This is a genomic window from Xanthomonas sp. NCPPB 3005, from assembly GCF_041228095.2.
GTDB lineage: Bacteria > Pseudomonadota > Gammaproteobacteria > Xanthomonadales > Xanthomonadaceae > Xanthomonas_A > Xanthomonas_A bonasiae.
In genome coordinates this window covers 4,988,459-5,012,352 of the sequence record NZ_CP166096.2, presented here as the reverse complement: position 1 = coordinate 5,012,352, position 23,894 = coordinate 4,988,459, and the positions used below count along the sequence as shown (strand labels likewise).

Here is a 23,894-nt window from a genome sequence, read left to right as displayed (position 1 = left end):
CCCGAGTTTGGCGCCGGCCGCTGACCGGGATGTGACAGGCGTCGCTGCGGTACCCTTGCCGGCCCCGGATCGCCGTTGCCGCCCATGCCAGTCGAACAGAACCAGCGCCCGCTCGAAGCCGGCATCCACACCGACCTGGAAGGCCGCGTCACCTACGGCGGCTACCTGCGGCTGGACCAGCTGCTGTCCGCGCAGCAGCCGCTGTCGGACCCGCCGCACCACGACGAGATGCTGTTCATCATCCAGCACCAGACCTCCGAGCTGTGGCTGAAGCTGCTGGCGCACGAGCTGCGCGCGGCGATCATGCACCTGCAACGCGACGAGGTCTGGCAGTGCCGCAAGGTGCTGGCGCGCAGCAAGCAGGTGCTGCGCCAGCTGACCGAGCAGTGGTCGGTGCTGGAGACGCTGACCCCGTCCGAATACATGGGCTTCCGCGACGTGCTCGGCCCGGCCTCGGGCTTCCAGTCGCTGCAGTACCGCACCATCGAGTTCCTGCTCGGCAACAAGAACGAACAGATGCTGCGCGTGTTCGGCCACGACCCGCACGGCCAGGCGGCGCTGCAGGCGGTGCTGGAAGCGCCCAGCCTGTACGAGGAATTCCTGCGCTACCTGACCCGCTTCGGGCATGCGATTCCCGAGCAGTACCGGGCGCGCGACTGGCGCCAGCCGCATGTCAGCGATCCGCTGCTGCGGCCGGTGTTCGAGCGCATCTACGAGAACACCGACCGCTACTGGCGCGAATACGCGCTGTGCGAGGACCTGGTGGACCTGGAGACCCAGTTCCAGCTGTGGCGCTTCCGCCACATGCGCACGGTGATGCGGGTGATCGGCTTCAAGCGCGGCACCGGCGGCTCCAGCGGCGTGGGCTTCCTGCAGCAGGCGCTGGCGCTGACCTTCTTCCCGGAACTGTTCGAGGTGCGCACCTCGGTGGGGCTGCCGGACGGTCGCGATGCGGCGCCGCCCGCAGCGGCCGCCGGCAGTGCGGAATCCGGGGCCTGAGCACGTACGCCGGCGCACGCGCATGCGTGCCCGGGAGACATGACCCGCTGCAGCCCGAGGGGGCGCTTGCGAATCCCCACTCCCCACTCCCCACTCCCGGCCATTTGACGCCAGCGCCAACTGTCGGTGATGCTCGCCCGTTCCCCGGCCCGGCCGGGAATCGCCCCAGCCCATACTGAATACGCAAGGGAACACCGCATGAGCGTTGACGACGTCGCGTCGCACCCCCCAGCCTCACCGCCGCAGCCGCCAGCGCAACCGCCCGAATTCAAGACCCTGCTGGGCCATCCACGGCCATTGTGGCTGCTGTTCATGACGGAATTCTGGGAGCGCTTCGCGTTCTACGGAATTCGCTGGGCGCTGACCCTGTACATCGTCGCCGAGTTCTTCCAGGGCTCCGGCGCGGGCGAGGCCCCGGCCAACCGGCTGTACGGCGCCTACCTGGCGCTGGTCTACGCCTCGGCGCTGTTCGGCGGCTTCGTCGCCGACCGGCTGATCGGCTACCAGCGCTCGCTGCTGATCGGCGCGGTGGTCATGTCGGTGGGCCTGTTCCTGATCGCGGTGCCGAACGAAGAGGTGTTCAAGATCGGCCTGGCCACGATCATCGCCGGCAACGGCCTGTTCAAGCCGAACGTGTCGACCATGGTCGGCAAGCTGTATCCGCTGAACGATCCGCGCCGCGATTCGGGCTTCACCATCTTCTACATGGGCATCAACGCCGGCGGCTTCTTCGCGCCGATCCTGACCGGCCTGCTCGCCGACAAGCTGTTCGGCACCGAGGCGATGCCGGCCTACAAGTACGTGTTCATCGCGTCGGGCATCGGCATGCTGATCAGCCTGGTGTGGTTCTGGATCGGACGCCACCAGCTCGGCGCGGTCGGCCGGCCGCCGGCCGGCGGCGAGGGCATGGGGCGCACGATCGGGGTGCTGTTGGCGACGCTGGTGGTGATCCCGGTGGCCTACGGCCTGCTGCTGATCGATGCCGGCATCCTCGGCTGGATCCTCACCGCGCTGTTCGTCGCGCTGTGCGCGATGATCCTGATCGAAGGCATCCGCGAGGGCCGCGTGCCGCGCGACCGCTCGATCGCGATGCTGATCGTGTTCGTGTTCAACGTGATGTTCTTCATGTTCTTCGAGCAGGCCGGCAGTTCGTTCAACTTCCTGGCGCAGAACATCGTCGAGCGCGACCTGGGCGGCTGGATGTTCCCGGTCGGCTGGTTCCAGTCGGTCAATACGCTGGCGATCCTGGTGCTGGGCCCGGTGTTCGTGTGGCTGTGGGTGGCGCTGAAGTCGTCCAACCCGTCGATCCCGCGCAAGTTCGGCCTGGGCCTGATCTTCAACGGCCTGGCCTTCGCGCTGCTGATGTTCGCCTTGTCCTCGCTGGTCGACGGCTCCGGCAAGATCCCGTTCTGGACCCTGTTCATGGTCTACGTGATCCAGACCGTGGGCGAGCTGTGCCTGTCGCCGATCGGCCTGTCGATGACCACCAAGCTGGCGCCGACCAAGGTCGTGGGCTTCGCGATGGGCGGCTGGTTCCTGTCCACCGCGATCGGCAACAACCTGTCCGGCATCTTCGCCGCAGGCGTCAGCGGCGAGACCGGGATGACCGTGGACTCGGCGCTGAAGGGCTACACTTTCGGTTTCTGGGCCCTGCTCGGCTCGGGTGTGTTGTTGTTCCTGATTGCACCGCTGATCAACAAGTTGATGCACGGTGTCAAATGACGTGAGGTAGATCGCAATGTCGAACAAGACGATCAAGACGATCAAGACGATAGGCAGCGTGGCGGCGCTGATGCTGGCCCTGGGCGGCTGCGGCAAGGCGCCTGCGCCGGAGCCGGAACAGGCACCGGCCAAGCCGCTGGACACCTCGGTGCAGAAGCCGCCGGTGGCCGATCCGAACCAGCCGGTGGCCTCGGGCAACACGCCCGCCGCCGCCGATGTGGCCGCGGCGGCGGCGCTGGGCGCGCAGTTCGATCCGAACCGCGATCCGGCCAACGACCTGGAAACGGCCGAAGTGGAAGCCAAGCGCGGCGGCAAGCGCATCCTGCTCGACGTGGGCGGCGAGTCGTGCGCGCGATGCCACATCCTCGACGACTTCATCGAGGGCGACGCCGAGGTGCGCAGCTTCCGCGACGCCAACTACGTGTGGGTCAAGGTCAACTACAGCGACGAAAACAAGAACGAAGCGTTCCTGGCCCAGTACCCGAAGATCGAGGCCTATCCGCACCTGCTGGTGCTCGATGCCGACGGCAAGCTGCTGCACTCGCAGCTCACCGGCGAGCTGGAAAAGGGCGAGGGCTACGACCGCAAGAAGTTCTTCGACTTCCTCAAGCAGTGGGCGCCGCCGAAGACCTGAGCGCAGCCCGGGGCGTTTTCCCGGATCGCTGAAAGGCGCGTGCTCCCTGCAGGAGCGGCTTCAGCCGCGACGGGCGTTACCGATAGCGTCTGTCGCGGCTGAAGCCGCTCCTGCAGGAACTTGCGGCAGCGCCCGCTTCAGGCAGGCGCCGTGCCTTCCTCACTTGCCGGTCATGCTCGGCAGCCCTTCGGCCGCCAGCCGATCGATCAGCCGGTTCAACACGCGCTGCTCCTCCTCGTTGAACGGCGCCAGCAGGCGGCGCTCGCATTCCAGCACCATCGGCGCGATCACCTGGTAGACCTCCACCCCCGCCTCGGACAGGTGCAGCACCGAGCGGCGGCGATCGTCGCCATGGGTCTCGCGCTGGATGAAGCCGCGTTCCAGCAATCGTGCCACCGCGCGGCTCACCGCCACCTTGTCCATCGCGGTGCGCTCGGACACCTCGCCGGCCGACAGCCCCGGGTACAGCGCCAGCACCGCCATCACCCGCCATTCGGTCACCGCCATGCCGTAGCGCTCGCCGTAGACGCGGGCGATGTTGCTGCTGATCCGGTTGGACAGCACGCTGATGCGGTAAGGCAGGAACTGCTCCAGGTCGAGCGAGGGCTGCTCGGGCGCGGGCGGGGCGTTTGGGGCGATAGACGTCATGCTGCATTGCACCTTGCTGGTGGTTTCATTTGTAACTATAACGGAGGAGACTACTGTCCATTCTCGCGAGTCTGGCGTCCGTCCGCATCCGAAATTTCGGCCGGGCGCTGCCCGCGTCCTCCAGGAGACGAGCCATGAGCGCACAACCGCAGTATCCGTCCCAGCCGGCCAACCTGGGCATGCAGGTCACCACCTTCGAGAACCCGATGGGCATCGACGGCTTCGAGTTCGTCGAGTTCGCCGCGCCGGCCGGGCAGGGCGAACGGTTGCACGCCTACTTCCGCAGCATGGGCTTCAGCGCGGTGCTGCGCCATCGCAGCCGCGCGATCACCGTGTACCGGCAGGGCGGGGTCAACTTCCTGGTCAACGAAGACCCGGAGTCGTTCGCCGCCGATTTCGCCGCCGCGCACGGTCCCTGCGCCTGCGGTTTCGCGATCCGCTTCCGGCATCCGGCCGAGGAGGTGTTCGCCAAGGTGCTGGAGAACGGCGGCGAGGCCATCGGCGACAAGGCCGACACCCGCGCGGTGCCGGCGCCGGTGGTCAAGGGCATCGGCGACTGCATGCTGTACCTGGTCGACCGCTATGGCGATAAGGGCTCGGTGTACGCCGACTTCGAACCGGTGCCCGGCGCCGAGCCGCATCCGGCCGGTTTCGGCCTGACCTTCATCGACCACCTGACCCATAACCTCTACTTCGGCAACATGCAGCGCTGGTCGGACTACTACGAGCGCCTGTTCAACTTCCGCGAGATCCGCTACTTCGACATCAAGGGCGCCAAGACCGGGCTGACCTCCAAGGCGATGACCGCGCCGGACGGCGTGGTGCGCATCCCGCTCAACGAATCGTCCGATCCGAAGAGCCAGATCAACGAATACCTGGACGCCTACCACGGCGAAGGCATCCAGCACATCGCCTGCTTCACCGACGACATCTACGAGACCGTGGAGCGGATGCGCGCGGCCGGCGTGGAGTTCCTGGATACCCCGGACGCGTACTTCGAAGTGATCGACCAGCGCATTCCCAACCACGGCGAAGACGTGGCGCGGCTGGCCAGGAACAAGATCCTGATCGATGCCGACCCGGAGACCAAGCAGCGCAAGCTTCTGCAGATCTTCACCCAGAACTGCATCGGCCCGATCTTCTTCGAGATCATCCAGCGCAAGGGCAACGAAGGCTTCGGCGAAGGCAACTTCCAGGCGCTGTTCGAGAGCATCGAGCGCGACCAGATGAAGCGCGGCGTGCTCTGACGGTCGGGACCAGCATGCGCCGACACGGCAAAAGCCCCTCTCCCATCGGGAGAGGGGTTGGGGTGAGGGTACGGTGGCTCAATGAGAGTCAAACCGCCGCTCCCCACTTCAACACTGGAAAACGCACGCTTGCTGCGTCGGACTATGACCGACGCCGAACGCAAACTGTGGAGTTGCCTGAGAGGCGGCCAATTGCAAGGCTTCAAGTTTCGGCGCCAGTATCCTGTTCCTCCCTATGTCGCTGATTTTTGCTGTGTCGCATCCAGGCTGATCGTCGAGCTCGATGGCTCGCAACACGGCGAACCACGCGATGCGGCGAGAACGCGCTGGCTTGAGTCGCAAGGCTGGCGAATCGTCCGCTTCTGGAACAACGATGTGCTGCTGTCGACGGACGCCGTGATTCAGGTGATTTGCGGCGTTATGGTGGCTCCGTACCCTCACCCCAACCCCTCTCTCCCACGGGGACTTCCTTTGGTCGCCGATGGGAGAGGGGCTTGATCTCGCGAAGGCTAAAGTTCATGCATGACCATCATCGCTACATGTCTGGCTTCGGCAACGAATTCGCCACAGAGGCGGTACCGGGCGCGCTGCCGGTCGGGCAGAACTCGCCGCAGCGCGTGGCCCATGGCCTGTACGCCGAGCAGCTGTCAGGCACCGCGTTCACCGCGCCGCGCGGCGTCAACCGGCGCAGCTGGCTGTACCGGATCCGCCCGGCGGCGCTGCACGGCGGCTTCGCCGCGTACACCCAGGCTGCCGGCTTCCACAACGACTTCAATGCCGGACCGGTGTCGCCGGACCAACTGCGCTGGAGTCCGTTGCCGCTGCCGCAGACCGCGGTGGATTTCGTCGATGGCCTGTACACGATGGCCGGCAACGGTTCGGCCGAGGCGCAGCATGGCGTGGCGGTGCATCTGTACGCGGCGAACGCGTCGATGCAGGGGCGTTTCTTCTACGACGCCGACGCCGAACTGCTGATCGTGCCGCAACTGGGCCGGCTGCAGCTGCACACCGAACTGGGCATGCTGGAGCTGGAACCGCAGGAGATCGCGGTGATCCCGCGCGGCGTGCGCTTCCGCGTCGCGCTGCCCGACGGGCAGGCGCGCGGCTACGTGTGCGAGAACTTCGGCGCGCTGTTGCGGCTACCCGACCTGGGGCCGATCGGCGCCAACGGCCTGGCCAATCCGCGCGATTTCCTGACCCCGGTGGCCGCCTACGAGGAAGACGAAGGCGACTTCGCGCTGATCGCCAAGTTCCAGGGCCACCTGTGGCAGGCGCCGATCGCGCATTCGCCGCTGGACGTGGTCGCCTGGCACGGCAACTACGCGCCGTACAAGTACGATCTGCGCCGCTTCAACACCATCGGCTCGATCAGCTTCGACCATCCCGATCCCAGCATCTTCACCGTGCTCACCGCGCCCAGCGACACGCCGGGCACCGCCAACCTGGACGTCGCGATCTTTCCGCCGCGCTGGCTGGTGGCGCAGCACACGTTCCGGCCGCCGTGGTTCCACCGCAACGTGGCCAGCGAGTTCATGGGCCTGGTCCACGGCGTCTACGACGCCAAGGCCGAAGGCTTCGCCCCCGGCGGCGCCTCGCTGCACAACTGCATGAGCGGGCATGGCCCGGATGCGGCGACCTTCGACAAGGCCTCGCAGGCGGACCTGTCGCGGCCGGACGTGATCGCCGACACCATGGCCTTCATGTTCGAGACCCGCGCGGTGCTGCGCCCGACCGCGCAGGCATTGGCGGCGACGCATCGCCAGCGCGACTACCAGCAATGCTGGCAGGGCCTGCGGCGCAACTTCCGCACGCCCTGAGCGCTGCGGCGCGGGCCATCCGGTCCGCGTCGCGCGCGGGCCGACACCTGCGACGACGCGCTCAGGCGGCTTCCAGCGATGCGTTTAGCGGCGCGTGCAGCGGTGCCGGCAGCACCTCCAGCACGCGCTCGCGGATGCGTTGCGCATAGCGCTCGGAGGTCATTTCCGGCATCGCCCGCAGCGCGTCCGCGATCGCCTGCAGCGTGGCCGCTTCCTCGCGCGCGTCGCGCAACTGCTGCTGCAGCGGGCGCGAGGCCGGATGGCGCTGCAGTTGCAGCAGGTCGAGCAGATACATGCGCGCGTTGAGCAGCGCGCGACGCGGATCCGCCGGCGCGATGGCGGGCGCGGGCGGCGTCGCGGCCGGGGGCGGTCCGGCGGTTGCGCGGCCGTCGTCCAGATAGCCCTGCTGCAACAGCGTCTGCACGATCGCCGCGGCGTTGCTGCCGCCCAGCGCGGCCAGTTCGTCGACGCTGCGCTGGCCGTCGGCCAGGATCAGGACACGGCGCTGGCGCATGTCCAGCGGCGCGGCGTGGGATTGCAGTGCCGCGAGGGCGAGGGCGGTCTTGCGCGGATGCATGGTGGCGGTACCGGAAGGGAAGAAGCTTGGCGATCGGCGGTGAAACACTGATGACAGGCGACGCAGGTCGGCTGTCGTAGGAGGCGCATTCGTGCGGCGCGACGCGATGCGGCGCTGACGCAGCCACTGCCACTGCCGCCACGAGCGATGGCGATGAGATGACGGGTCTGCATCGCGATTCCGCAATGCAGTCAGTGCATGCGCGCGGCGCGCGCGCTAGCCTATGCACTGCTCTTGCGAGGAACTGCGATGAAGCCGACCCTGCCTGCCGCTGCATTGCTGCTGCTCGCGCTGAGCGCCTGCGACAAGTCGCCGTCGTCCGCGCCACCGCCCGCGCCCGTCGCGGCGGACGACGGCGCCTTGCCGCCGCCGGCGCTGGACCAGCCCGACACCGATGTGCCCCCGGCGCAGGCCCCGGCCGCGGCGATGCCGCCGGAGATGGCCCCGGCCGAGCGCCAGCTGGCTCGCGACGATGGCTATGGCGACCTGCGCCTGGGCATGAGCGCGGCGCAGGCGCGCGCGGCCTGGGGCGGCGAACTCGATGGGCAGCCCGGCGAGGCGGGCGGCTGCTACGTCCTCAGGCCGCGCTGGGCCAAGGGCGGCAGCGACTTCGGCCTGATGTTCGAAGCCGACAAGCTGGTCCGCTACGACGTGCGCACCGCCAAGGAAACCGCGCCGGGCGGCGGCAAGGTCGGCATGGACCTGGCGCAATTGCGCGCGCTGTACGCCGGGCGCGTGGAAGAGCAGCCGCACAAGTACATCGAAGGCGGCAAGGTCCTGCGCATCGCTGGCAGCACTGCCCAGTCCGGCGTCCTGGTGTTCGAGACCGACGCCGCGGGCAGGGCCACCTCTTGGCGCGTGGGCCTGCCGCCGCAGGTGGACTACGTGGAAGGCTGCGGCTAGCGCAGGCGTCAAGCCGGTTGTCGGCGCCCAGGGCAGGTAGGCACTGGGCATGCACGCTGGATGAAGATCAACGCGTGCAGGTCGCTGCAGGGAATGCCATGTACCTATTGGACATCAGTGAGAGCTACTCGGAAATTTTCTGGTTCAAATACGACCAGAAGCTCTCGCCCGACCATCTGCTGTTCATCAGTGGCGAAACGCAATCGTCGGTTGCTGCCACCCCGACCTTCAGAAACAACAAGAAAGTAAGCAAGTCGCGCCTGCTGGCGTTCGATCTCCTTCAAAGCGACACGCTCGAATTCGTCAGCCAGGCAATGGCGGAGGTGTTGCGCCAATATCCGGACGACGTTCAATTGTTTCCCGCCGACGTCTACCTCAAAGAGGAACGGTTGCAGGGCTTCTACGTCTTCAATGTGATCCAGACGGTGCCTTGCATCGACCTCGAACACTCCCGGCATGCCCCCATGTTCGGCTTTATGCCTGATGGACCTCTGCGATTCACAACGCTTCAGAGCCTGCCGCCTGCGGCGTTGGGGGGGCACCACCTCGTTCGGGCCCAGGAAAGCTCGCAGCGCATTTTCGTTTCCCAGCAGCTGAAACAGCAATGCGAGGCTTCCGGGCTTGAAGGCTTGCGGTTTGTGGACTGCTCCAACGGTATTCGAGTGTGAGATAAACGGGGGGGGTGATGGAAGGGCCTTGTCGCTCTTTTTTGTTTCCTTCAGGAATTCGACCGCGAGCTTGACCGGCTCGCCGGTCCGCGGGCTTTACGGGTGCAGCGGCGACGGTTGCGATCCACGCCGCCGGCACCCTTTTCCCCCGAAGAAATCCGTCTGGCCAGCCAGCCGCCCCCCGCCCGGTGCCCACGATGACGGCCGCATCATCCGCGCTGCGCATAGAATCGCGCATCGTAATGGCGAGGGGATGGGCGATGGCGAGCGCGATCGGCTTGGTGCTGGTGGGACTGCTGCTGCTGGCCTTGGGCGGCGATTCGATCGTCAAGGCGGCTTCGGGCCTGGCGCAGCGCTGCGGCGCCTCGCCGTTCGTCGCCGGCCTGCTGCTGGTGGCGTTCGGAACCTCGTTGCCGGAACTGGCGGTCAACGCGCGCGCCTACATGGTCGGCGCGCAGGACCTGGCGCTGGGCAATGCGGTCGGCAGCAACATCGCCAACCTGGGCCTGACCCTGGCGCTGGCCGCGCTGGCGGCACCGCTGCTGGTGCGCACGCGGATGCTCGCCCCGTTGCTGCTGGTGCTGGCGGTGGCGACGCTGGCCCTGATCGGCTTCGGCCTGGACGGGGCGATCTCGCGCCTGGAAGGCGTGTTGCTGTTGCTGGGCTTCGTCGGCGTGGTGGTGTTTCTGCTGCGCCGCGCGCGCAACGAAGACGCCGCGCGCCAGCTCGGCCTGTCCGGTTATGCGGTGACGCGCACCGCGCTGGGCCTGAACCTGCTGCGCCTGCTGATCGCGAGCGTGCTGCTGTATTTCGGCGCCAAGCTCGTCGTCGATGCGGCGCCGCGGCTCGGCGCCGCCTGGGGCCTGTCGCCGCTGCTGGTCGGCCTGCTGCCGGTGGCGATCGGCACCGCGCTGCCGGAAGCCGTCGCCGCGATCGCCGCCGCGCGCCGCGGGCAGGGCGACATGGTGGTCGGGCATGTGCTCGGCTCCAGCCTGTTCAACCTGCTGGTGGTGATCGGCGGCATGGCGGCGCTGCGCCCGCTGCCGTTGCCGGCCTCGTTCGTGCGCCTGGAACTGCCGGCGGCGGTGGCGCTGAGCGTGGTGCTGTATCCGATGCTGCGCGGCGACATGCGCATCAGCCGCGGCGAAGGCGCGGTGCTGCTGGTCGCGTTCCTGGCCTGGGTCGGGCTGGAAGTGGCGTTGGTGGGGTGAGGCGCGGCTATAGCCTGTTCAAGGCGACGCCACCTGTAGGAGCGGCTTCAGCCGCGACCGGCATTACCGGTAACGCCCCGGTCGCGGCTGAAGCCGCTCCTACAGGACTTCGTCCACGCGGTCAGCGCTCGTCGTCCTGCGCCGCCGGCGGCAGCCCTTCCTTGTCGGCATGATCGCGGCTGTCGGGCACCTGCGGCCGCTGCTCCATCATCAGCGACAGCGCCGCCTTGGCCATCATGTGCGCGCTGATCGGCGCGGTGATGAACAGGAATGCGGTGATCAGCAATTCGCGCGGCTGCGGGTCCTGGCCCAGGAACAGGTGGTAGCCGACCGAAGCCAGCAGCACGCAACCCACGCCCAGCGTGCTGGCCTTGGTCGGCGCGTGCAGGCGCTTGAAGAAGTCCGACAGCTTCACCAGGCCCAGCGCGCCGAGCAGGATGAAGAAGCAGCCGACGATCAGCAGCAGCGACAGCCCGACCTGCAGCAGCCCGATCATTCGACGATATCCCGGCGCAGCACGTACTTGCTCAGCACCACGGTGCTGCCGAAGCCGAGCATGGCGATGACCAATGCCGCTTCGAAGTACACAGGCGAATCCAGGTACATGCCGAACAGCATCAGCTCGGCGATCGCGGTCACCGACAGCGTATCCAGCGCCAGGATGCGGTCGGGCACGGTCGGCCCGCGCAGCAGCCGCCACAGCGCCAGCAGCATCGCCAAGGCGACCACGTGCATGCACACGGCGATGGTGCCCTCGATGAACATGTGGCCGGTCATGGGAAGATCTCCATCAGGGGCGCTTCGTAGCGCGTCTTGATCTGCCGGATCACGGTCTCGGCGTCGTCCAGGTGCAGCACGTGCACCAACAGGTATTTGCGGTCGTCCGACAGCGCCGCCGACACCGTGCCCGGCGTCAGCGTGATCATGCTGGTCAGCGCGGCGATGCCGTGGATGTTGGCGATGTCCAGCGGCACCCAGATGAAGCCGGGGTGGATCCGCGATTCCGGGCCCAGTACCTGCAGCGCCACCACCACGTTGGAGCGCACGATGTCCCAGGCGACCACGCACAGCATCTTCGGCACCGAGCGCAGCGAGCCGATGCGCGCGAACTCGCGGTCCAGGCGCGCGGCGAACAGCGGCACCGCCACGCCCAGCACCGCGCCCAACAGCAACTGGCCCAGGCCGAAGCTGTCGCTCATCAACAGCCAGAACACGGTGACGGTGACGCTCAGCGGCCAGGACGGAAACAGGCGGCGCAACCAGGGACGGTGCATGTCAGGGCTCCCGCAGCGCTGGCGCGGTCGCGCGCAGCTCGGTGGCGTAATCGGCCGGACGCAGCAACTGCGCGGCGGCGGCTTCGGTATAGCGCAGCATCGGCCCGGCGGCGACCGTCATCGCCACGCCGTAACCGAGCAGCAGCAGCGTCGCCGCGGTTTCCAGCGGCCGTGCGCGCGCCTTGCGCGGCTGCGGCGGCGGCGGTTGTTCGATGCCGTCGTCGTCGAGGTGCTGGTCGCCCGGCACGCGCCAGAACAGGCGCACGCCGGCACGGGTCAGGCCCATGATCACCATCAGGCTGCTGAGCAGCACCGCGGCCCATACCGGGCCGGCATTGCCCGCCGGCGTGGCGCTGAGGATCGCGACCTTGGCCAGGAATCCGGACAGCGGCGGCAGCCCCGCCACCGAGACCGCGGCGATCAGGAACAGCACGCCGGGCACGGTCTTGCCCGGCAGCGGCGCGATCACTTCCTTGCGGTCGCTGGCGTCGCCGCGGCGGCGGCGGATCAGGTCCGCGATCAGGAACAGCGCGGCGGCCACGAAGCTGCTGTGCGCCAGGTAGTACAGGCCGGCGCCGAGCGTGCCCGGCGCATCCAGCGCGAAGGCGATGAACAGCGTCGCCGCCGACACGATCACCAGGTAGCCGACCAGCACCCGCAGGCGCACCGCGGCCAGCACGCCCAGCGCGGCCAGCAGCAGCGTGCCGATACCCAGCCACAGCAGCCATGCGCGGCCGTAGCCGTCCAGTGCCTGCGCCTGGTTGCCCAGGATCAGCGTGCTGACCCGCAGCACCGCGTACAGCCCGACCTTGGTCATCACCACGAACAGCGCCGCCACCGGCGCCGGCGCGCGCGCATAGGTTTCCGGCAGCCACAGGTACAGCGGCAGCAGCGCGGCCTTGGCGCAGAACACCAGCAGCAGCAGGCCGAAGGTGGCCTTGATCAGGCGCAGGTTCTCCGGCGGCGCCTGCGCGATGCGCTGCGACAGCTCGGCCATGTTCAACGAGCCGAGCAGCGCGTACAGCAGGCCCAGCGCGATCAGGAACAGGGTGGAGGAGGTGACGTTGAACACCACGTAGTGGAAGCCCACGCGCAGGCGCAGGCCGCGGCCGCCGCTGAGCAGCAGGCCGTAGGAGGCGATCAGCATCACCTCGAAGAACACGAACAGGTTGAACACGTCGCCGGTCAGGAACGCGCCGTTGAGCCCGACCAGCTGGAACTGGAACAGCGCATGGAAGTGCGGCGCGCGCCGGTCCCAGCCGGCGCAGGCGTGCAGCAGGCAGGCCGCGGCGAGCAGGGTGGTGGTCAGCAGCATCCACGCCGACAGGCGGTCGGCCATCAGCGCGATGCCCAGCCGCGACGGCCAGTCGCCGAGCAGGTAGACCTGCACCTGGCCGTCGCCGGCGCGCACGAACAGCGCGATCACCGCCGCCGCCAGCGCCGCCATCGCGGTCCAGGCCACCGCGCGGCGCACGTGGCGCCCGTAGCGGCGGTGCTCCACGAACAGCGACAACGCCGCGCCCAGCAGCGGGATCAGGATCGGCAGGATGAGCAGGTGGTTCATAGCGCGCTGCCGCCGTCGTGATCGACGCGCGCATCGACGTGGTCGCTGCGGTTGTCGCCGCGGCTGCGCATCGCCAGCACGATGCTGACCGCGGTCATCGCGAAGGCGATCACGATCGCGGTCAGCACCAGCGCCTGCGGCAGCGGGTCGGTGTAGTCGGCCAGGGTCGGCGCCACGCCGTCGCGCAGCACCGGCGCCTTGCCCTGCACCAGCCGCCCGCCGGCGAAGATCAGCAGGTTGGTGGCGTAGGACAGCACGGTCATGCCCAGGATCACGTCGAAGCTGCGCGCGCGCAGCAGCAGGTACACGCCGACCGCGGTCAGCACGCCGATCGCGCTCGCCAATGCCAGTTCCATCAGCGCATCTCCCCGGTGCGTGCCGAACGTTGCGCCGGATCGATCTCGCCGCGCTGCGACTCGCGCGTGCGCGAGGGCTTGATCGTGCCCATCATCGACAGGGTCAGCATGGTGCCGCCGAACACGACCAGGTACACGCCGGTATCGAAGCCCAGTGCGCTGGCCAGCGGGATGTCGCCGATCAGCGGCACGTAGAGGTCGTAGTGGCCGCTGGTCAGGAACGGCACCCCGAACAGCATCGAGGCCATGCCGCTGAGCGCGGCCAGCAACAGGCCCAGGCCGATGCAGCGGATGTAGTCGAAGCCGAAGCGCGATTCCACCGAGGCCGCGCCCTGGATCACGTACTGGATCAGCAGCGGCACCGCCAGCACCAGCCCGGCGATGAAGCCGCCGCCGGGCGCGTTGTGCCCGCGCAGGAACAGGAAGATCGACACGGTGAGGGTCAGCGGGAACATCAGCTGCGCCAGGTCGGCCGGCACCGGCAGCTTGATCGGCGGCCCCGGCATCACTTTCTCAGGCGCCATCCGCGCGCGCCGCAGCAGCGCGTGCACCACCAGCGCGGCGATGCCGAACACGGTGATCTCGCCGAACGTATCGAAGCCGCGGAAATCGACCAGGATCACGTTGACCACGTTGCGCCCGTAGGCCTCCGGCAGCGCGCGCTGCAACAGCTCGCCGGCCATCGTCGCCGCCGGCCGGGTCATCACCGAATACGCCAGCAAGGCCATGCCGGTGCCGGCGGCGATCGCCAGCGCCGCATCGCGCAGCTTGCGCCAGCGCTGCGGTTCCACCGGCGAGGCCTTGGGCAGGTAGTTCATCGCCAGCAGCATCAGCACCAGGGTGACCATCTCCACCAGCAGCTGGGTCAGCGCCAGGTCCGGCGCCGACAGGAACACGAACACCAGGCTCACGCCCAGGCCGCTGCCGCCGATCACCAGCACCGCCAGCAGCCGCTGCCGGTACAGGAACAAGGTGGCCAGCGCGCAGCTGACGATCAGCAGCCACAGCGCCCAGCCCAGCAGCGGCATCGGCTGCGGTGCCGGCCACTGGCTCCACAGCGGCGGCGCGGCGACGAACGGCGCCGCGGCGACCACCACCGCGCTCAGCAGCAGCCAGCGCAGACTGCGCTGCAGGCTGCCGTTGGTCAGCACGCGGGTGAAGCGCGCGGCGATGCCGAACAGCGCGTCCACCTGCCAGTGGAACACGCGCTTGCCCAGCGAGCGGCGCACTTCGGTGTACAGCACGGTCAGCCGGCGCAGGCCGAAATACAGCGCCACGCCGCCGACCACGCCGGCGATGCTCATCGCCAGCGGCGCGTTCCAGCCGTGCCAGACCGCCAGGCTGTACGCGGGCAGCGCGTCGCCGAGGATCGCGCCGGCCGCGGTGCGCAGTACCGGCGCCACGGTCAGCGCCGGGAAGATGCCGACCGCCACGCACAGCAGCACCAGGATCTCCACCGGGATCTTCATCCAGCGCGGCGGCTCGTGCGGCATGGCGTCCAATTGCCGCGGGCCGCTGCCGAAAAACGTCTCGTAGACGAAGCGCAGGCTGTAGGCGACGCCGAACACGCCGGCCAGCAGCGCCGCAGTGGCGGTGAACACGCGCATCGCCACCGGGCCGTCGGCGTCCAGCGCCTGCGCGAAGAACATCTCCTTGGACAGGAACCCGTTGAGCAGCGGAATGCCGGCCATCGACAGCGAGGCGATGATCGCCAGCGCGCTGGTGAACGGCATCCAGCGGCGCAGGTTGCCGAGCCGGCGCATGTCGCGGGTGTGGGTCTCGTGGTCGATGATGCCGGCGGCCATGAACAGCGAGGCCTTGAATACCGCATGGTTGAGGATGTGGAACACGCCGGCCACCACCGCCATCGGCGTGGACAGCCCGAACAGCATGGTGATCAGGCCCAGGTGCGAGATCGTCGAATACGCCAGCAACCCCTTCAGGTCGTGCTGGAAGATCGCGTACCAGGCGCCGACCAGCAGCGTGACCGCGCCGACGCCGCTGACCGTGTAGAAGAACAGGTCGCTGCCGGCCAGCGCCGGATGCAGGCGCGCCAGCAGGAACACGCCGGCCTTGACCATCGTCGCCGAGTGCAGATACGCCGACACCGGCGTCGGCGCCGCCATCGCATGCGGCAGCCAGAAATGGAACGGGAACTGCGCGCTCTTGGTGAAGATGCCCAGCAGGATCAGCCCCAACGCCCATGGATACAGCGCGCTGGCGCGGATCGCGTCGCCGGCGGCGAGCACCGCATCGAGCTGGTAGCTGCCGACGATACGCCCGATCAGCAGCACGCCGCCGAGCAGCGCCAGGCCGCCGCCGCCGGTGATCACCAGCGCCATGCGCGCGCCGTCGCGCGCATCCTTGCGATGCGACCAGAACCCGATCAGCAGGAACGAGCTGATGCTGGTCAGTTCCCAGAACACCATCAGCAAGAGCAGATTGCCGGCGATCACCATGCCCAGCATCGCGCCCATGAACAGCAGCAGGTAGCCGTAGAAGCGCGCCGCGTTCTCGCGCGCGCTGAGGTAGTAATGCGCGTACATCACCACCAGCGCGCCGATCGCCAGCACCAGCCCGGCGAACATCCACGCCAGTCCGTCCAGGCGCAGCGAGAACTGCAGTCCGATCTGCGGCAGCCAGGCGTGGTCGGCGCGCACGATACCGCCACCGAGCACGGTCGGGGTCAGGGTGCCGAGCAGGATCAGCCCGGCCAACGGCGCCGCCGCGGCGACCCAGGCCAGCGTGGCGCGCGAACGATGGCGCAGGGCGATGACGGCCGCCGCCATCAGGAACGGCAAGGCCAGCAGGATGTCCAGAGCGGGGATCATGCAGGGAATACGAGATTCGCGAGCAGGAGCCCGAGTGTAACAGGCACTCCGCGGCGCTGGCCTGCGATGGTGGTCGGCGCATGCAAGGTCATCGCGCCACGATAGCGCAGGCCAGGTGATGCGCTTGCGAGCGCGTGGCGGTCACGGGATTGGGCGCGGCGGCGCGCGCTCGCTATGCTTCTGCGATGACCGATGCGCCCCCTGCGACCGCTGCCGCCTCCCCGACGCTTACGCCCACGGCCCAAGCGCGCGTGGCGCTGCTGTTCGGCGGCAGCGGCCAGATCGGCGAGCGCCTGTTGCACGGTCTGCTGGCCGCCGGCTGGCAGGTGCATGCGTTCTCGCGCACGCCGCAAACGCCGCGCGACGGCCTGCACTGGCATCCGGGCGAATTGAGCCAGCTGCAGGCGCCGCCGGTGCAGGCCGAGGCGATCTTCAGTTGCGGTCCGCTGGATGCGTTCGCCGACTGGTACCGGCGCACGCCGCTGCGCGCATCGCGCGTGGTCGCGTTCGGTTCCACCAGCCTGGAGGTCAAGCGCGATTCGCTGGACGCCGCCGAACGCGACGTCGCCCGGCGCCTGCGCGAGGCCGAGGCGGCCCTGTTCGCCGCCGCGGCCGAACGCGGCGCCGCGGTGACCGTGTTGCGTCCGACGCTCGTCTACGGCGCCGGCCGCGACCGCACGCTGAGCGCGATCGCCACGCTGGCGCGGCGCAGCGGCTGGTTCGTGCTGCCGCGCAGTGCGCGCGGCCTGCGCCAGCCGGTGCACGTGCAGGACCTGGCCGATGCGGCGCTGGCGGTGCTGGCGCATCCGGCCACGCATGGCCGTAGCTATGCGCTGGGCGGCGGCGAAGTGCTCAGCTACCGCGAGATGGTGCGGCGCGTGCTGGCCGCATTGCAGCCGCCGGCGCGGCTGCTGTCGCTGCCGCATGCGCTGTTCGCGCTGGCTTTGGGCATCGCCCATGCCGGCGGCCGCCTGCGCGGCATGAACCGCGCCGCGCTGCAGCGCATGGGCGAGGACCTGGTGTTCGATCTGGCGCCGGCGCAGCGCGATTTCGGCTACGCGCCGCGCGCCTTCGCACCGGATGCGGCGATGCTGGGCGTGCCGCGCTGAGGCGCGGGCAGCAGGCCCGGCGCCAGGTTCAGTAGCGCCAGTCCATGCGCCGATAGAGCTTGGCCAGCACCCAGGCCGGCCCGATCAGCAGGTACACCAGGTCGGTGAGGAAGCTGGGCTTGTGGCCTTCCAGCTTGTGCCCGACGAACTGCGCGATCCAGGCCACCACGAACACGCCGATGGCCAGCCACAGCAGGCCGTGCAGGCCCAGGCGCGCCTCCAGCAGCCGGCACAGGCAGCCGCAGAAGAAGAAGGTGGCCAGCATGCCGTAGCCCAGCGGCCGCGACAGCCGGTTGTAGAACATCCACGCCGCGAACATGCCCAGTGCCGCCCACAGCCCGCTCTGGAACCAGCTGCCGCCGACCGGGATGCACCACAGCAGCGCCACCACCGACCACAGGATCGCCGGCACCGCCAGCACATGGATGCGCTGGTTGGCGGCATTGCGGTGATCGTCGGAATAGCTGGCGAAATAGCGGTCGATCGGGCGCGCGTAGGCGGTGGTATCCATCTTCCCTCCCAGGAATCGGACCAGCATAGCGCCATCCAGGCAGCGACGCGGAGACAGCGGGCGGCACAAGCCGGCGCACCTCTCGCAGCGGGCGCCGGCGCCTGCGGCCGGGTCCGTTTTGCGACGGCTTGCGGCACGCGCGAAAAAAACCGGCGCCGGCCACAATATCGGCCGCGCTGCCACGTCTGCAACAGCATGAGCCCAACGAACCCAGCGCCCGAGACCGACCGCGCCATCGCCGCGACGGTCCTGCGCGAGCGCTCCAGGCTCGGCAACTTCATCCGCCGCCGCGTGCTCGACCGCGCCGAGGCCGAGGACATCCTGCAGGACGTGCTGTCCGAGTTCGTGCAGGCCTACAGGCTTCCCGCGCCGATCGAGCAGGCCAGCGCCTGGCTGTTCCAGGTGGCGCGCAACCGCATCATCGACCGCTTCCGCAAACGCAACGCGCAGCCGCTGCAGGAGTACCGCGACGACGCCGGCGAGGACGCCGACGACGACACGCTGCGCCTGGATCTGGCGCTGCCGGCGCCCGGCGGCGGACCGGACGCGGCGTATGCGCGCGCGCGCCTGCTGTTGGCCTTGCAGCAGGCGCTCGACGAGCTGCCGCAGAGCCAGAGCGAGGTGTTCGTGGCCCACGAATTCGAAGGCCGCAGTTTCAAGCAGATGGCGGCCGACAGCGGCATCGCGATCAACACCTTGCTGGCACGCAAGCGCTACGCCGTGCTGTACCTGCGCGCGCGCCTGCAAACGGCTTACGACGAACTCGAATCCTGAAGGAGTGAACGAGATGGCATTCAAAGCGAGATATCTGGGCAAGGCGGTGTTCGTGCTGGCGGCGTTGGCCGTCCTCGGCGCGGTGGTCATGCTGCTGTGGAATGCGGTCGTGCCGTTCGCGGTGAGTGGCGCACACCCGATCGACTATCCGCATGCGCTGGGATTGCTGGTGCTCAGCCGCATCCTGTTCGGCGGATTCCGCGGGCACGGTGGCTGGCACAGACACCGCCACTGGGAGAAATGGCAGGCGATGACGCCGGAAGAGCGCGAGCAGTTCAGGCACGCCATGCACCGCCGCCGGCACCGGGGCGAACGCCAATGACGCCTCTTGATAGTGCGCTGACCGTCTGCAGGCAGCCGCCCGGGACGGTGGCGCCGATCGTCGAACTGGCGCGCTGCGAGGGCAAGGGCGATTGCGTGCAGGTGTGCCCGGAGCAGGTATTCGAACTGCGGCGCATCGATGCGGCCGACTATGCGGAGCTTGGATGGCGGCCCCGGTTCAAGCTGCGCGTGCATGGCATGCGCGTGGCGTATACGCCCAAGGCCGACGCCTGCCTCGGCTGCGGCCTGTGCGTCGCTGCGTGCCCGGAACATGCCATCAGCCTGCGCCGCCGGATGCCGCAGCCATGAGCGCCGACGCCGCCGTCGTCCCATCCGGCTTCACCGCCTACCAGAAAGTGGTGGCGGGCATGCTGGCGTTCCTGCAGTTCGCGGTCATCCTCGATTTCATGCTGATGTCGCCGCTGGGTGCCACCATCATGCCCGCGCTGCGCATCGGCCCGACCCAATTCGGCCTGGTCGTGTCCGCGTACGCGTTCAGCGCCGCGGCGTCGGGCTTGCTGACGGCAGGTTTTGCCGACAGGTTCGATCGCAAGAAGATCCTGCTGTTCTTCTACACCGGTTTCGTGGTCGGCACCGCGTGGTGCGGCTTGGCGCAGAGCTTCCACAGCCTGTTGCTGGCGCGCATCGTCACCGGGCTGTTCGGCGGCGTGATCGGCTCGGTGGTGCTGGCCATCGCCACCGACCTGTTCCCCGCGCAGCTGCGTGGCCGGGTGATGGGATTGATCCAGACCGCCTTCGCCGCCAGCCAGGTGCTGGGGATTCCGATCGGCCTGTACCTGTCCAACCGCTGGGACTGGCATGCGCCATTCCTGGCGATGGCCGCGCTCGGCCTGGCCGCCGGCCTGGTCGTGGCGTGGAAGCTGCAACCGGTCGCCGGACATCTGCAGGCGCCGCGCGAACACGGCGCATGGCGGCATCTGCTGCGCACCCTCGCCGTGCCGCGCTACCAATTGGCGTTCGCGACGACCGCGCTGCTGAGCACCGGCGGCTTCATGCTGATGCCGTTCGGCAGTGCGTACCTCGTCGGCAATCTCGGCATCGACCTGCACAGTCTGCCCACCATCTATCTGATCACCGGGGTCTGCGCCATCGTGTTCGGCCCGTTGATCGGCAGGGCGACCGACAGCTTCGGCACCTTGCGTGTGTTCACCTTCGGCACCGCGCTCAGCATCCTCATGGTGCTGATCTACACCCATCTTGGCCGGGTCTCGCTGCCGGTGCTGATCGTGGTCAATGTGCTGCTGTTCGCCGCGATCTTCTCGCGCATGATTCCGTACCAGGCACTGGCCGCCTCGGTACCGGCGCTGCAGCAGCGCGGGGCGTTCAACGCGATCGGTGCCTCCGTGCAGCAACTGTCCGGCGGCCTGGCATCGCTGATCGCCGGGCACATCGTCACCATGGGGGCCGACGGCAAGCTGCAGCACTTCCCGGTGGTGGGCTACGTGGTCGTCGCCGTGTCCCTGGTGGCCTGGGTCCTGCTACGCGGCCTGCAACGGAGCATGCCGCGCGAGCCGGCCCTGCAGGGCACTGCGGCAGGTTGAAGCGCGCGGCGCGGCGGACGCGCCGCGCGTCACGCCGAGTACCTGCACGCTGCCGGCGCGCGTGCTGTCGCACGCGAGCGCCGGCAGCGCGGAAGCGACAGGCGTCAGCGCCCGCCCTGCACGATCCGTTGCTGCTCTTCCTGCACGTTCTGCTGTTGCGCCGCATGGCTGGCCAGCAACCGCGCATTGGTCTGCTCCAGCGGCGGCGCAGGCTGTTGCAGGTCCACCACCGCGCGGAAACCGGGCGTGGTGCCGAGCACGTAGGCCTTGTCGTCCTGTACAGTGATGCTGCGCAGCTTGTCGGCGCTGTCGATGCCGCTCTGCTTGGCCTGCAGCGCCACATTGGCGGCGACCTCGGGCGTGGTGCCTTCCGGCATGCGCTCGCGTACCGCCTTGACCAGTGGATCGGCCTCGGCAGGCGTCTGGCGCTGTGGCGCCTGTGCCTGCTCCTGCGGAGCGCGCAGTTGTTCGCGCAGGCTGCCCAGCGTCTGCGTCCCGGCCTTGCCGTCGACCAGCAACCCATGCGTCTGCTGGTAGGTGCGTACCGCGTCGCGCGTGTTGTCGCCGAAGCGACCGTCTTCGGTCAGCGGCTTCCCGTGCGCATCGCGCACGCCAAGCTGGTTGAGTTGCTGCTGCAGCGTGCGGACGCCCTCGTTGTGGTCGCCGTGGACCAGCGTCCCGGTCGCGGCATGGTGCTGGCCACGCTCGCCGGCCTCGACCTGGCGGCCCTGGTTCCACCAGGTTTCCGGGCTGATCGTGGCCCCGTTCGGGCCCTTGATCTGGTAGTGCACGTGCTGGGCGTACTGGTTGGGCCCTTCGGGACCGCGTCCGCCCATCGTGCCGATCGGATCGCCGGCGTTCACCGTCTGGCCCTGGCGCACCGAACGCGAGTCCAGGTGCAGGATCTCGTGCGAATTGCCCTGCGCATCGAGGATCTTCACCGTGCCGTACTGGCCGCCGGAGAAGGTCACCGTGCCGGCGATCGGCGCATGCACCGTTGGGTGCTGCTTGTTGAGTCCGGCTTGCCCGCCTTCGTAGTTGAAGTCGGTGCCGCCGTGCGCGCCGCGGCTGCCGCGGTGCTCGCCGTAGTGGCCGGTAATGTGCGCATCGGTACCACCTTGGCCGGGTAGCATGCGTTCCATGGTCTGTTGGAAATCGCTGCGGGAAGTGCGCGATTCGCTTGGCGGCGCCGTTGCCGCCGGCTGGTTTGGCGCGTGTCCCTGCGTCTGGGCGCGGTGCTGCTCCACGAACTGCTCGTAGCGCTCCAGGTAGGGCGTGATTTCGCGTCGGGACAGGGCAAGGCCGCCATGGTTTTGGGTGGGGCCGTCGTGGTGGTATTTGTAAATGTAGTCCTCGCCCTGGCCACGGCTATGCGCGAGATTGCGGTTTTCGACGAAGTGCTGCACCAGCGCCTGCGACTGTGTCTGCACATCGAAACGATTGGTCCCGTTAATGCCGTAATGGGCGCCGGTGCGATCGATGAACTGGCCCAGGCCAGAAGCCGATGTGGTCCCCGCCGCCGCATCGGGATTGAAGCCTGATTCGACCCGGGCGATTGCAAGCACGTAAGCGGTTTCTCGCGCTGAAAGTCCGGCATCGTGGGAGGCGTCTATCAGGCTATCTATCACCCTGGACTGGGTTTGCGGGCTGGCGTCGCCCCAGCGGCGGGATTCGCCATGAAGTCGGCCATCTTCGCTGTCGATGGGTTCGCGATAGTGGCTCCAGGGTTTGAGTTGGTCGCTGCGGTAGGCGTTGCCGCGCGGTTGCACCATGTCGGTGTAGATCGTGTCGTCGGTCATATCGTGCGTTCCTTTCTATGAGACAGATTCTTCCTTGCGAGGGGTGCTGCTCCATGTACTGCGTACTGCATCGGCCACGTGCCGCCATCGCCGGCGCATGGACATCCTTGGCTCAGGGCTGGAAGGGCATCAGTTCCGGGTGCTTCAGCCCCAGCTCTTCAAGCTTGCCTTCGTACTCGTCGTTGTTCGGGCTTTGCTGGTGGTCCTGTTCGCGCAATGGCGGCGTGGCGTGATTCAGCAGCCGTCCCTGCGTGTCGTAGAGGAAGAACCATTCGCAAAACTCGCAACCGTAGGGCAGTTCGCCGTACTGGACGACGAAATAATCAGTTCCTGTCTTGTCTTGTGCGCAGCCCAGGCCCACCGCGGTGTAGTCCGCCATCTCAGGAGGTGGCGCCAGCGTCTGGCGTTGTCCGCCACGCTCCAGCTCCACACGCGTCACGGTGGGAGCCTGACTCTGGGAAGGGACGGTGGTCAGGTGCAGGCGTGCGCCGGGGCATTCCTTGATCATGCCGGTCTGTCCTTGTATGGCCGATGGCGTCGAAGCAGGGGAGGGCGAACGTGAGGGCGCCGCTGGCGGTGCCTCGGCGATTCGGTCTGCGGCGTCAGGCCTGGCACCGCATGCGGCGAGCCCGAGCCAGGGAGTCAAACCAAGGGCAAGCAGGATGGAGATGGAACTTCGCATCGGATCGCCTCAATGTCGTCTCCGCGCGGGAGACGTCGTACGAAACCGTTCAGCACGAAACCGTCAGGGACGGCGGATAGGCTCACAAGGATTGGTCGTCCACCTTCACCAGCGTCCAGCACGGGCGCTGGGCGAAGTGGTAGACCTGCTGGTCGCCGGTGTCCGCCGTGCGCACCAGCACCCGGCGGCCGTCGGCTTCCTCGGAGACGGTGACCTCGCGGCCACCGTTGCGGGCCGCCTCCAAGTTCGGAATCACCGGCCACTCGACATCGTGTAGCGGGACGGCGCTGGTCACCGGCTTCGGCTCGGGTTGGGCCTCCGGATCGAGCCGGATCATCGTCAGTGGATCAGCCGTGGCCTTTTCCTGCACCGCGATGTCGGCGCTGAAACGCTTGAGGAAGCTATCGAAGTCCGCATCCGGACAGGCAGGCGCCGCCGGTGCCGGCGCGACTGCTGGCGTGGGCGCAGGGGATGCGATGGCTGTTGGGTCGTCCTGCTGCGGCTTGCAGGCGGAGAGCGCCAGGGCCAGGCCAAGGGTGGCGAAGAGAGTGCGTACGATGACCAACGGATCCTCCTGATCTTGTTGGATGGCATGACCACGTGCAGACGGTGAGTCTCGTCAGCGAAGGGTAAAAAGTCGGTGAAATCCATCGCGTTGCGGGGTGCGCTCGAAGCGCCGCTGGCC

At 68.2% G+C, this 23,894-nt stretch carries 26 protein-coding genes; 14 read left to right on the top strand and 12 right to left on the bottom strand.

The genetic code is table 11. The features are described 5' to 3' along the window. Window positions 1-84 precede the first annotated feature (84 nt). From AB8810_RS21755 to AB8810_RS21745, 3 genes are all read left to right on the top strand, one after another. Window positions 85-999: a tryptophan 2,3-dioxygenase gene (locus AB8810_RS21755; protein WP_191826221.1), complete on the top strand. Its 915-nt coding sequence runs from the start codon at window positions 85-87 to the stop codon at window positions 997-999. A gap of 198 nt (window positions 1,000-1,197) precedes the next feature. Beyond that, a complete protein-coding gene (locus tag AB8810_RS21750) occupies window positions 1,198-2,721 on the top strand; it encodes a peptide MFS transporter (RefSeq protein WP_206259053.1) in 1,524 nt (507 codons plus the stop codon). Between the two features lie 16 nt (window positions 2,722-2,737). Next, window positions 2,738-3,355 carry a thioredoxin family protein gene (locus AB8810_RS21745; RefSeq protein WP_369914858.1) on the top strand — a complete coding sequence of 206 codons (618 nt, stop codon included), beginning with the start codon at window positions 2,738-2,740 and terminating at the stop codon, window positions 3,353-3,355. Between the two features lie 159 nt (window positions 3,356-3,514). Here the strand turns inward: AB8810_RS21745 and AB8810_RS21740 are convergent, their stop codons facing one another. Then, a complete protein-coding gene (locus tag AB8810_RS21740; RefSeq protein ID WP_191826224.1) occupies window positions 3,515-4,003 on the bottom strand; it encodes a MarR family winged helix-turn-helix transcriptional regulator in 489 nt (162 codons plus the stop codon). A 134-nt stretch (window positions 4,004-4,137) separates the two neighbouring features. On the opposite strand from AB8810_RS21740, the gene hppD reads away from it, so the two are divergent. The 3 genes from hppD to hmgA all read left to right on the top strand — a co-directional run bounded on the left by hppD (window position 4,138) and on the right by hmgA (window position 7,067). Further along, window positions 4,138-5,250 (top strand): 4-hydroxyphenylpyruvate dioxygenase, encoded by a 1,113-nt coding sequence (gene hppD, locus AB8810_RS21735; RefSeq protein WP_369914856.1) that lies wholly within the window; start codon window positions 4,138-4,140, stop codon window positions 5,248-5,250. A 144-nt stretch (window positions 5,251-5,394) separates the two neighbouring features. After that, window positions 5,395-5,748 (top strand): endonuclease domain-containing protein, encoded by a 354-nt coding sequence (locus AB8810_RS21730; protein WP_206230405.1) that lies wholly within the window; start codon window positions 5,395-5,397, stop codon window positions 5,746-5,748. Window positions 5,749-5,768: 20 nt separating this feature from the next. Beyond that, the gene (gene hmgA, locus AB8810_RS21725; RefSeq protein ID WP_206259051.1) at window positions 5,769-7,067 is read left to right on the top strand and encodes a homogentisate 1,2-dioxygenase; all 1,299 of its coding nucleotides are present in this window, start codon (window positions 5,769-5,771) and stop codon (window positions 7,065-7,067) included. A 61-nt stretch (window positions 7,068-7,128) separates the two neighbouring features. Here the strand turns inward: hmgA and AB8810_RS21720 are convergent, their stop codons facing one another. Then, window positions 7,129-7,644 carry a hypothetical protein gene (locus AB8810_RS21720; RefSeq protein ID WP_369914855.1) on the bottom strand — a complete coding sequence of 172 codons (516 nt, stop codon included), beginning with the start codon at window positions 7,642-7,644 and terminating at the stop codon, window positions 7,129-7,131. Window positions 7,645-7,893: 249 nt separating this feature from the next. On the opposite strand from AB8810_RS21720, the gene AB8810_RS21715 reads away from it, so the two are divergent. The 3 genes from AB8810_RS21715 (at window position 7,894) to AB8810_RS21705 (ending at window position 10,426) form a co-directional block, all read left to right on the top strand. Beyond that, window positions 7,894-8,547 (top strand): lectin, encoded by a 654-nt coding sequence (locus tag AB8810_RS21715; protein ID WP_369914854.1) that lies wholly within the window; start codon window positions 7,894-7,896, stop codon window positions 8,545-8,547. 98 nt (window positions 8,548-8,645) lie between these two features. Next, window positions 8,646-9,215 (top strand): imm11 family protein, encoded by a 570-nt coding sequence (locus tag AB8810_RS21710; RefSeq protein ID WP_369914853.1) that lies wholly within the window; start codon window positions 8,646-8,648, stop codon window positions 9,213-9,215. A gap of 260 nt (window positions 9,216-9,475) precedes the next feature. Continuing rightward, window positions 9,476-10,426: a calcium/sodium antiporter gene (locus AB8810_RS21705; RefSeq protein ID WP_369914851.1), complete on the top strand. Its 951-nt coding sequence runs from the start codon at window positions 9,476-9,478 to the stop codon at window positions 10,424-10,426. 121 nt (window positions 10,427-10,547) lie between these two features. Here the strand turns inward: AB8810_RS21705 and AB8810_RS21700 are convergent, their stop codons facing one another. The 6 genes from AB8810_RS21700 to AB8810_RS21675 are packed head-to-tail and all read right to left on the bottom strand — an operon-like array spanning window position 10,548 to window position 16,451. Beyond that, complete coding sequence (locus AB8810_RS21700; RefSeq protein ID WP_191826231.1) at window positions 10,548-10,922, bottom strand: Na+/H+ antiporter subunit G; 375 nt, start codon at window positions 10,920-10,922, stop codon at window positions 10,548-10,550. Then, on the bottom strand, window positions 10,919-11,203 hold the full coding sequence (locus AB8810_RS21695; RefSeq protein WP_145704729.1) for a K+/H+ antiporter subunit F: 285 nt from the start codon (window positions 11,201-11,203) through the stop codon (window positions 10,919-10,921). The genes AB8810_RS21700 and AB8810_RS21695 overlap by 4 nt, the downstream gene beginning before the upstream one ends. Further along, the gene (locus AB8810_RS21690; protein ID WP_179569203.1) at window positions 11,200-11,700 is read right to left on the bottom strand and encodes a Na+/H+ antiporter subunit E; all 501 of its coding nucleotides are present in this window, start codon (window positions 11,698-11,700) and stop codon (window positions 11,200-11,202) included. Before AB8810_RS21690 ends, AB8810_RS21695 begins: the two co-directional genes overlap by 4 nt. 1 nt (window position 11,701) lies before the next feature. Beyond that, on the bottom strand, window positions 11,702-13,264 hold the full coding sequence (locus tag AB8810_RS21685; RefSeq protein ID WP_179569201.1) for a monovalent cation/H+ antiporter subunit D: 1,563 nt from the start codon (window positions 13,262-13,264) through the stop codon (window positions 11,702-11,704). Then, window positions 13,261-13,620, bottom strand: a complete 360-nt coding sequence (locus AB8810_RS21680; protein WP_185814264.1) for a Na+/H+ antiporter subunit C — start codon at window positions 13,618-13,620, stop codon at window positions 13,261-13,263. The genes AB8810_RS21685 and AB8810_RS21680 overlap by 4 nt, the downstream gene beginning before the upstream one ends. Beyond that, entirely contained in the window at window positions 13,620-16,451 is a 2,832-nt protein-coding gene (locus AB8810_RS21675) for a monovalent cation/H+ antiporter subunit A (protein ID WP_369914850.1), read from the bottom strand. Before AB8810_RS21675 ends, AB8810_RS21680 begins: the two co-directional genes overlap by 1 nt. Before the next feature lie 185 nt (window positions 16,452-16,636). On the opposite strand from AB8810_RS21675, the gene AB8810_RS21670 reads away from it, so the two are divergent. Beyond that, a complete protein-coding gene (locus tag AB8810_RS21670) occupies window positions 16,637-17,560 on the top strand; it encodes an SDR family oxidoreductase (RefSeq protein WP_179569195.1) in 924 nt (307 codons plus the stop codon). Window positions 17,561-17,588: 28 nt separating this feature from the next. Here the strand turns inward: AB8810_RS21670 and AB8810_RS21665 are convergent, their stop codons facing one another. After that, on the bottom strand, window positions 17,589-18,071 hold the full coding sequence (locus AB8810_RS21665) for a DUF962 domain-containing protein (RefSeq protein ID WP_369914847.1): 483 nt from the start codon (window positions 18,069-18,071) through the stop codon (window positions 17,589-17,591). 195 nt (window positions 18,072-18,266) lie between these two features. On the opposite strand from AB8810_RS21665, the gene AB8810_RS21660 reads away from it, so the two are divergent. The 4 genes from AB8810_RS21660 to AB8810_RS21645 are packed head-to-tail and all read left to right on the top strand — an operon-like array spanning window position 18,267 to window position 20,728. Continuing rightward, a complete protein-coding gene (locus tag AB8810_RS21660; protein WP_179569191.1) occupies window positions 18,267-18,845 on the top strand; it encodes an RNA polymerase sigma factor in 579 nt (192 codons plus the stop codon). A 4-nt stretch (window positions 18,846-18,849) separates the two neighbouring features. Then, window positions 18,850-19,167: a hypothetical protein gene (locus tag AB8810_RS21655; RefSeq protein ID WP_218848428.1), complete on the top strand. Its 318-nt coding sequence runs from the start codon at window positions 18,850-18,852 to the stop codon at window positions 19,165-19,167. Further along, entirely contained in the window at window positions 19,164-19,475 is a 312-nt protein-coding gene (locus AB8810_RS21650) for a 4Fe-4S dicluster domain-containing protein (protein ID WP_369914846.1), read from the top strand. Before AB8810_RS21655 ends, AB8810_RS21650 begins: the two co-directional genes overlap by 4 nt. Further along, window positions 19,472-20,728 carry an MFS transporter gene (locus tag AB8810_RS21645; protein ID WP_179569187.1) on the top strand — a complete coding sequence of 419 codons (1,257 nt, stop codon included), beginning with the start codon at window positions 19,472-19,474 and terminating at the stop codon, window positions 20,726-20,728. Before AB8810_RS21650 ends, AB8810_RS21645 begins: the two co-directional genes overlap by 4 nt. A 104-nt stretch (window positions 20,729-20,832) precedes the next feature. Here AB8810_RS21645 and AB8810_RS21640 read toward each other — a convergent pair whose 3' ends face one another. The 3 genes from AB8810_RS21640 to AB8810_RS21630 form a co-directional block, all read right to left on the bottom strand. Continuing rightward, on the bottom strand, window positions 20,833-22,527 hold the full coding sequence (locus AB8810_RS21640; RefSeq protein WP_179569185.1) for a peptidoglycan-binding protein: 1,695 nt from the start codon (window positions 22,525-22,527) through the stop codon (window positions 20,833-20,835). Window positions 22,528-22,639: 112 nt separating this feature from the next. Beyond that, entirely contained in the window at window positions 22,640-23,035 is a 396-nt protein-coding gene (locus AB8810_RS21635) for a hypothetical protein (RefSeq protein ID WP_179569183.1), read from the bottom strand. Between the two features lie 256 nt (window positions 23,036-23,291). After that, complete coding sequence (locus AB8810_RS21630) at window positions 23,292-23,774, bottom strand: hypothetical protein (RefSeq protein WP_369914845.1); 483 nt, start codon at window positions 23,772-23,774, stop codon at window positions 23,292-23,294. Window positions 23,775-23,894 lie beyond the last annotated feature (120 nt).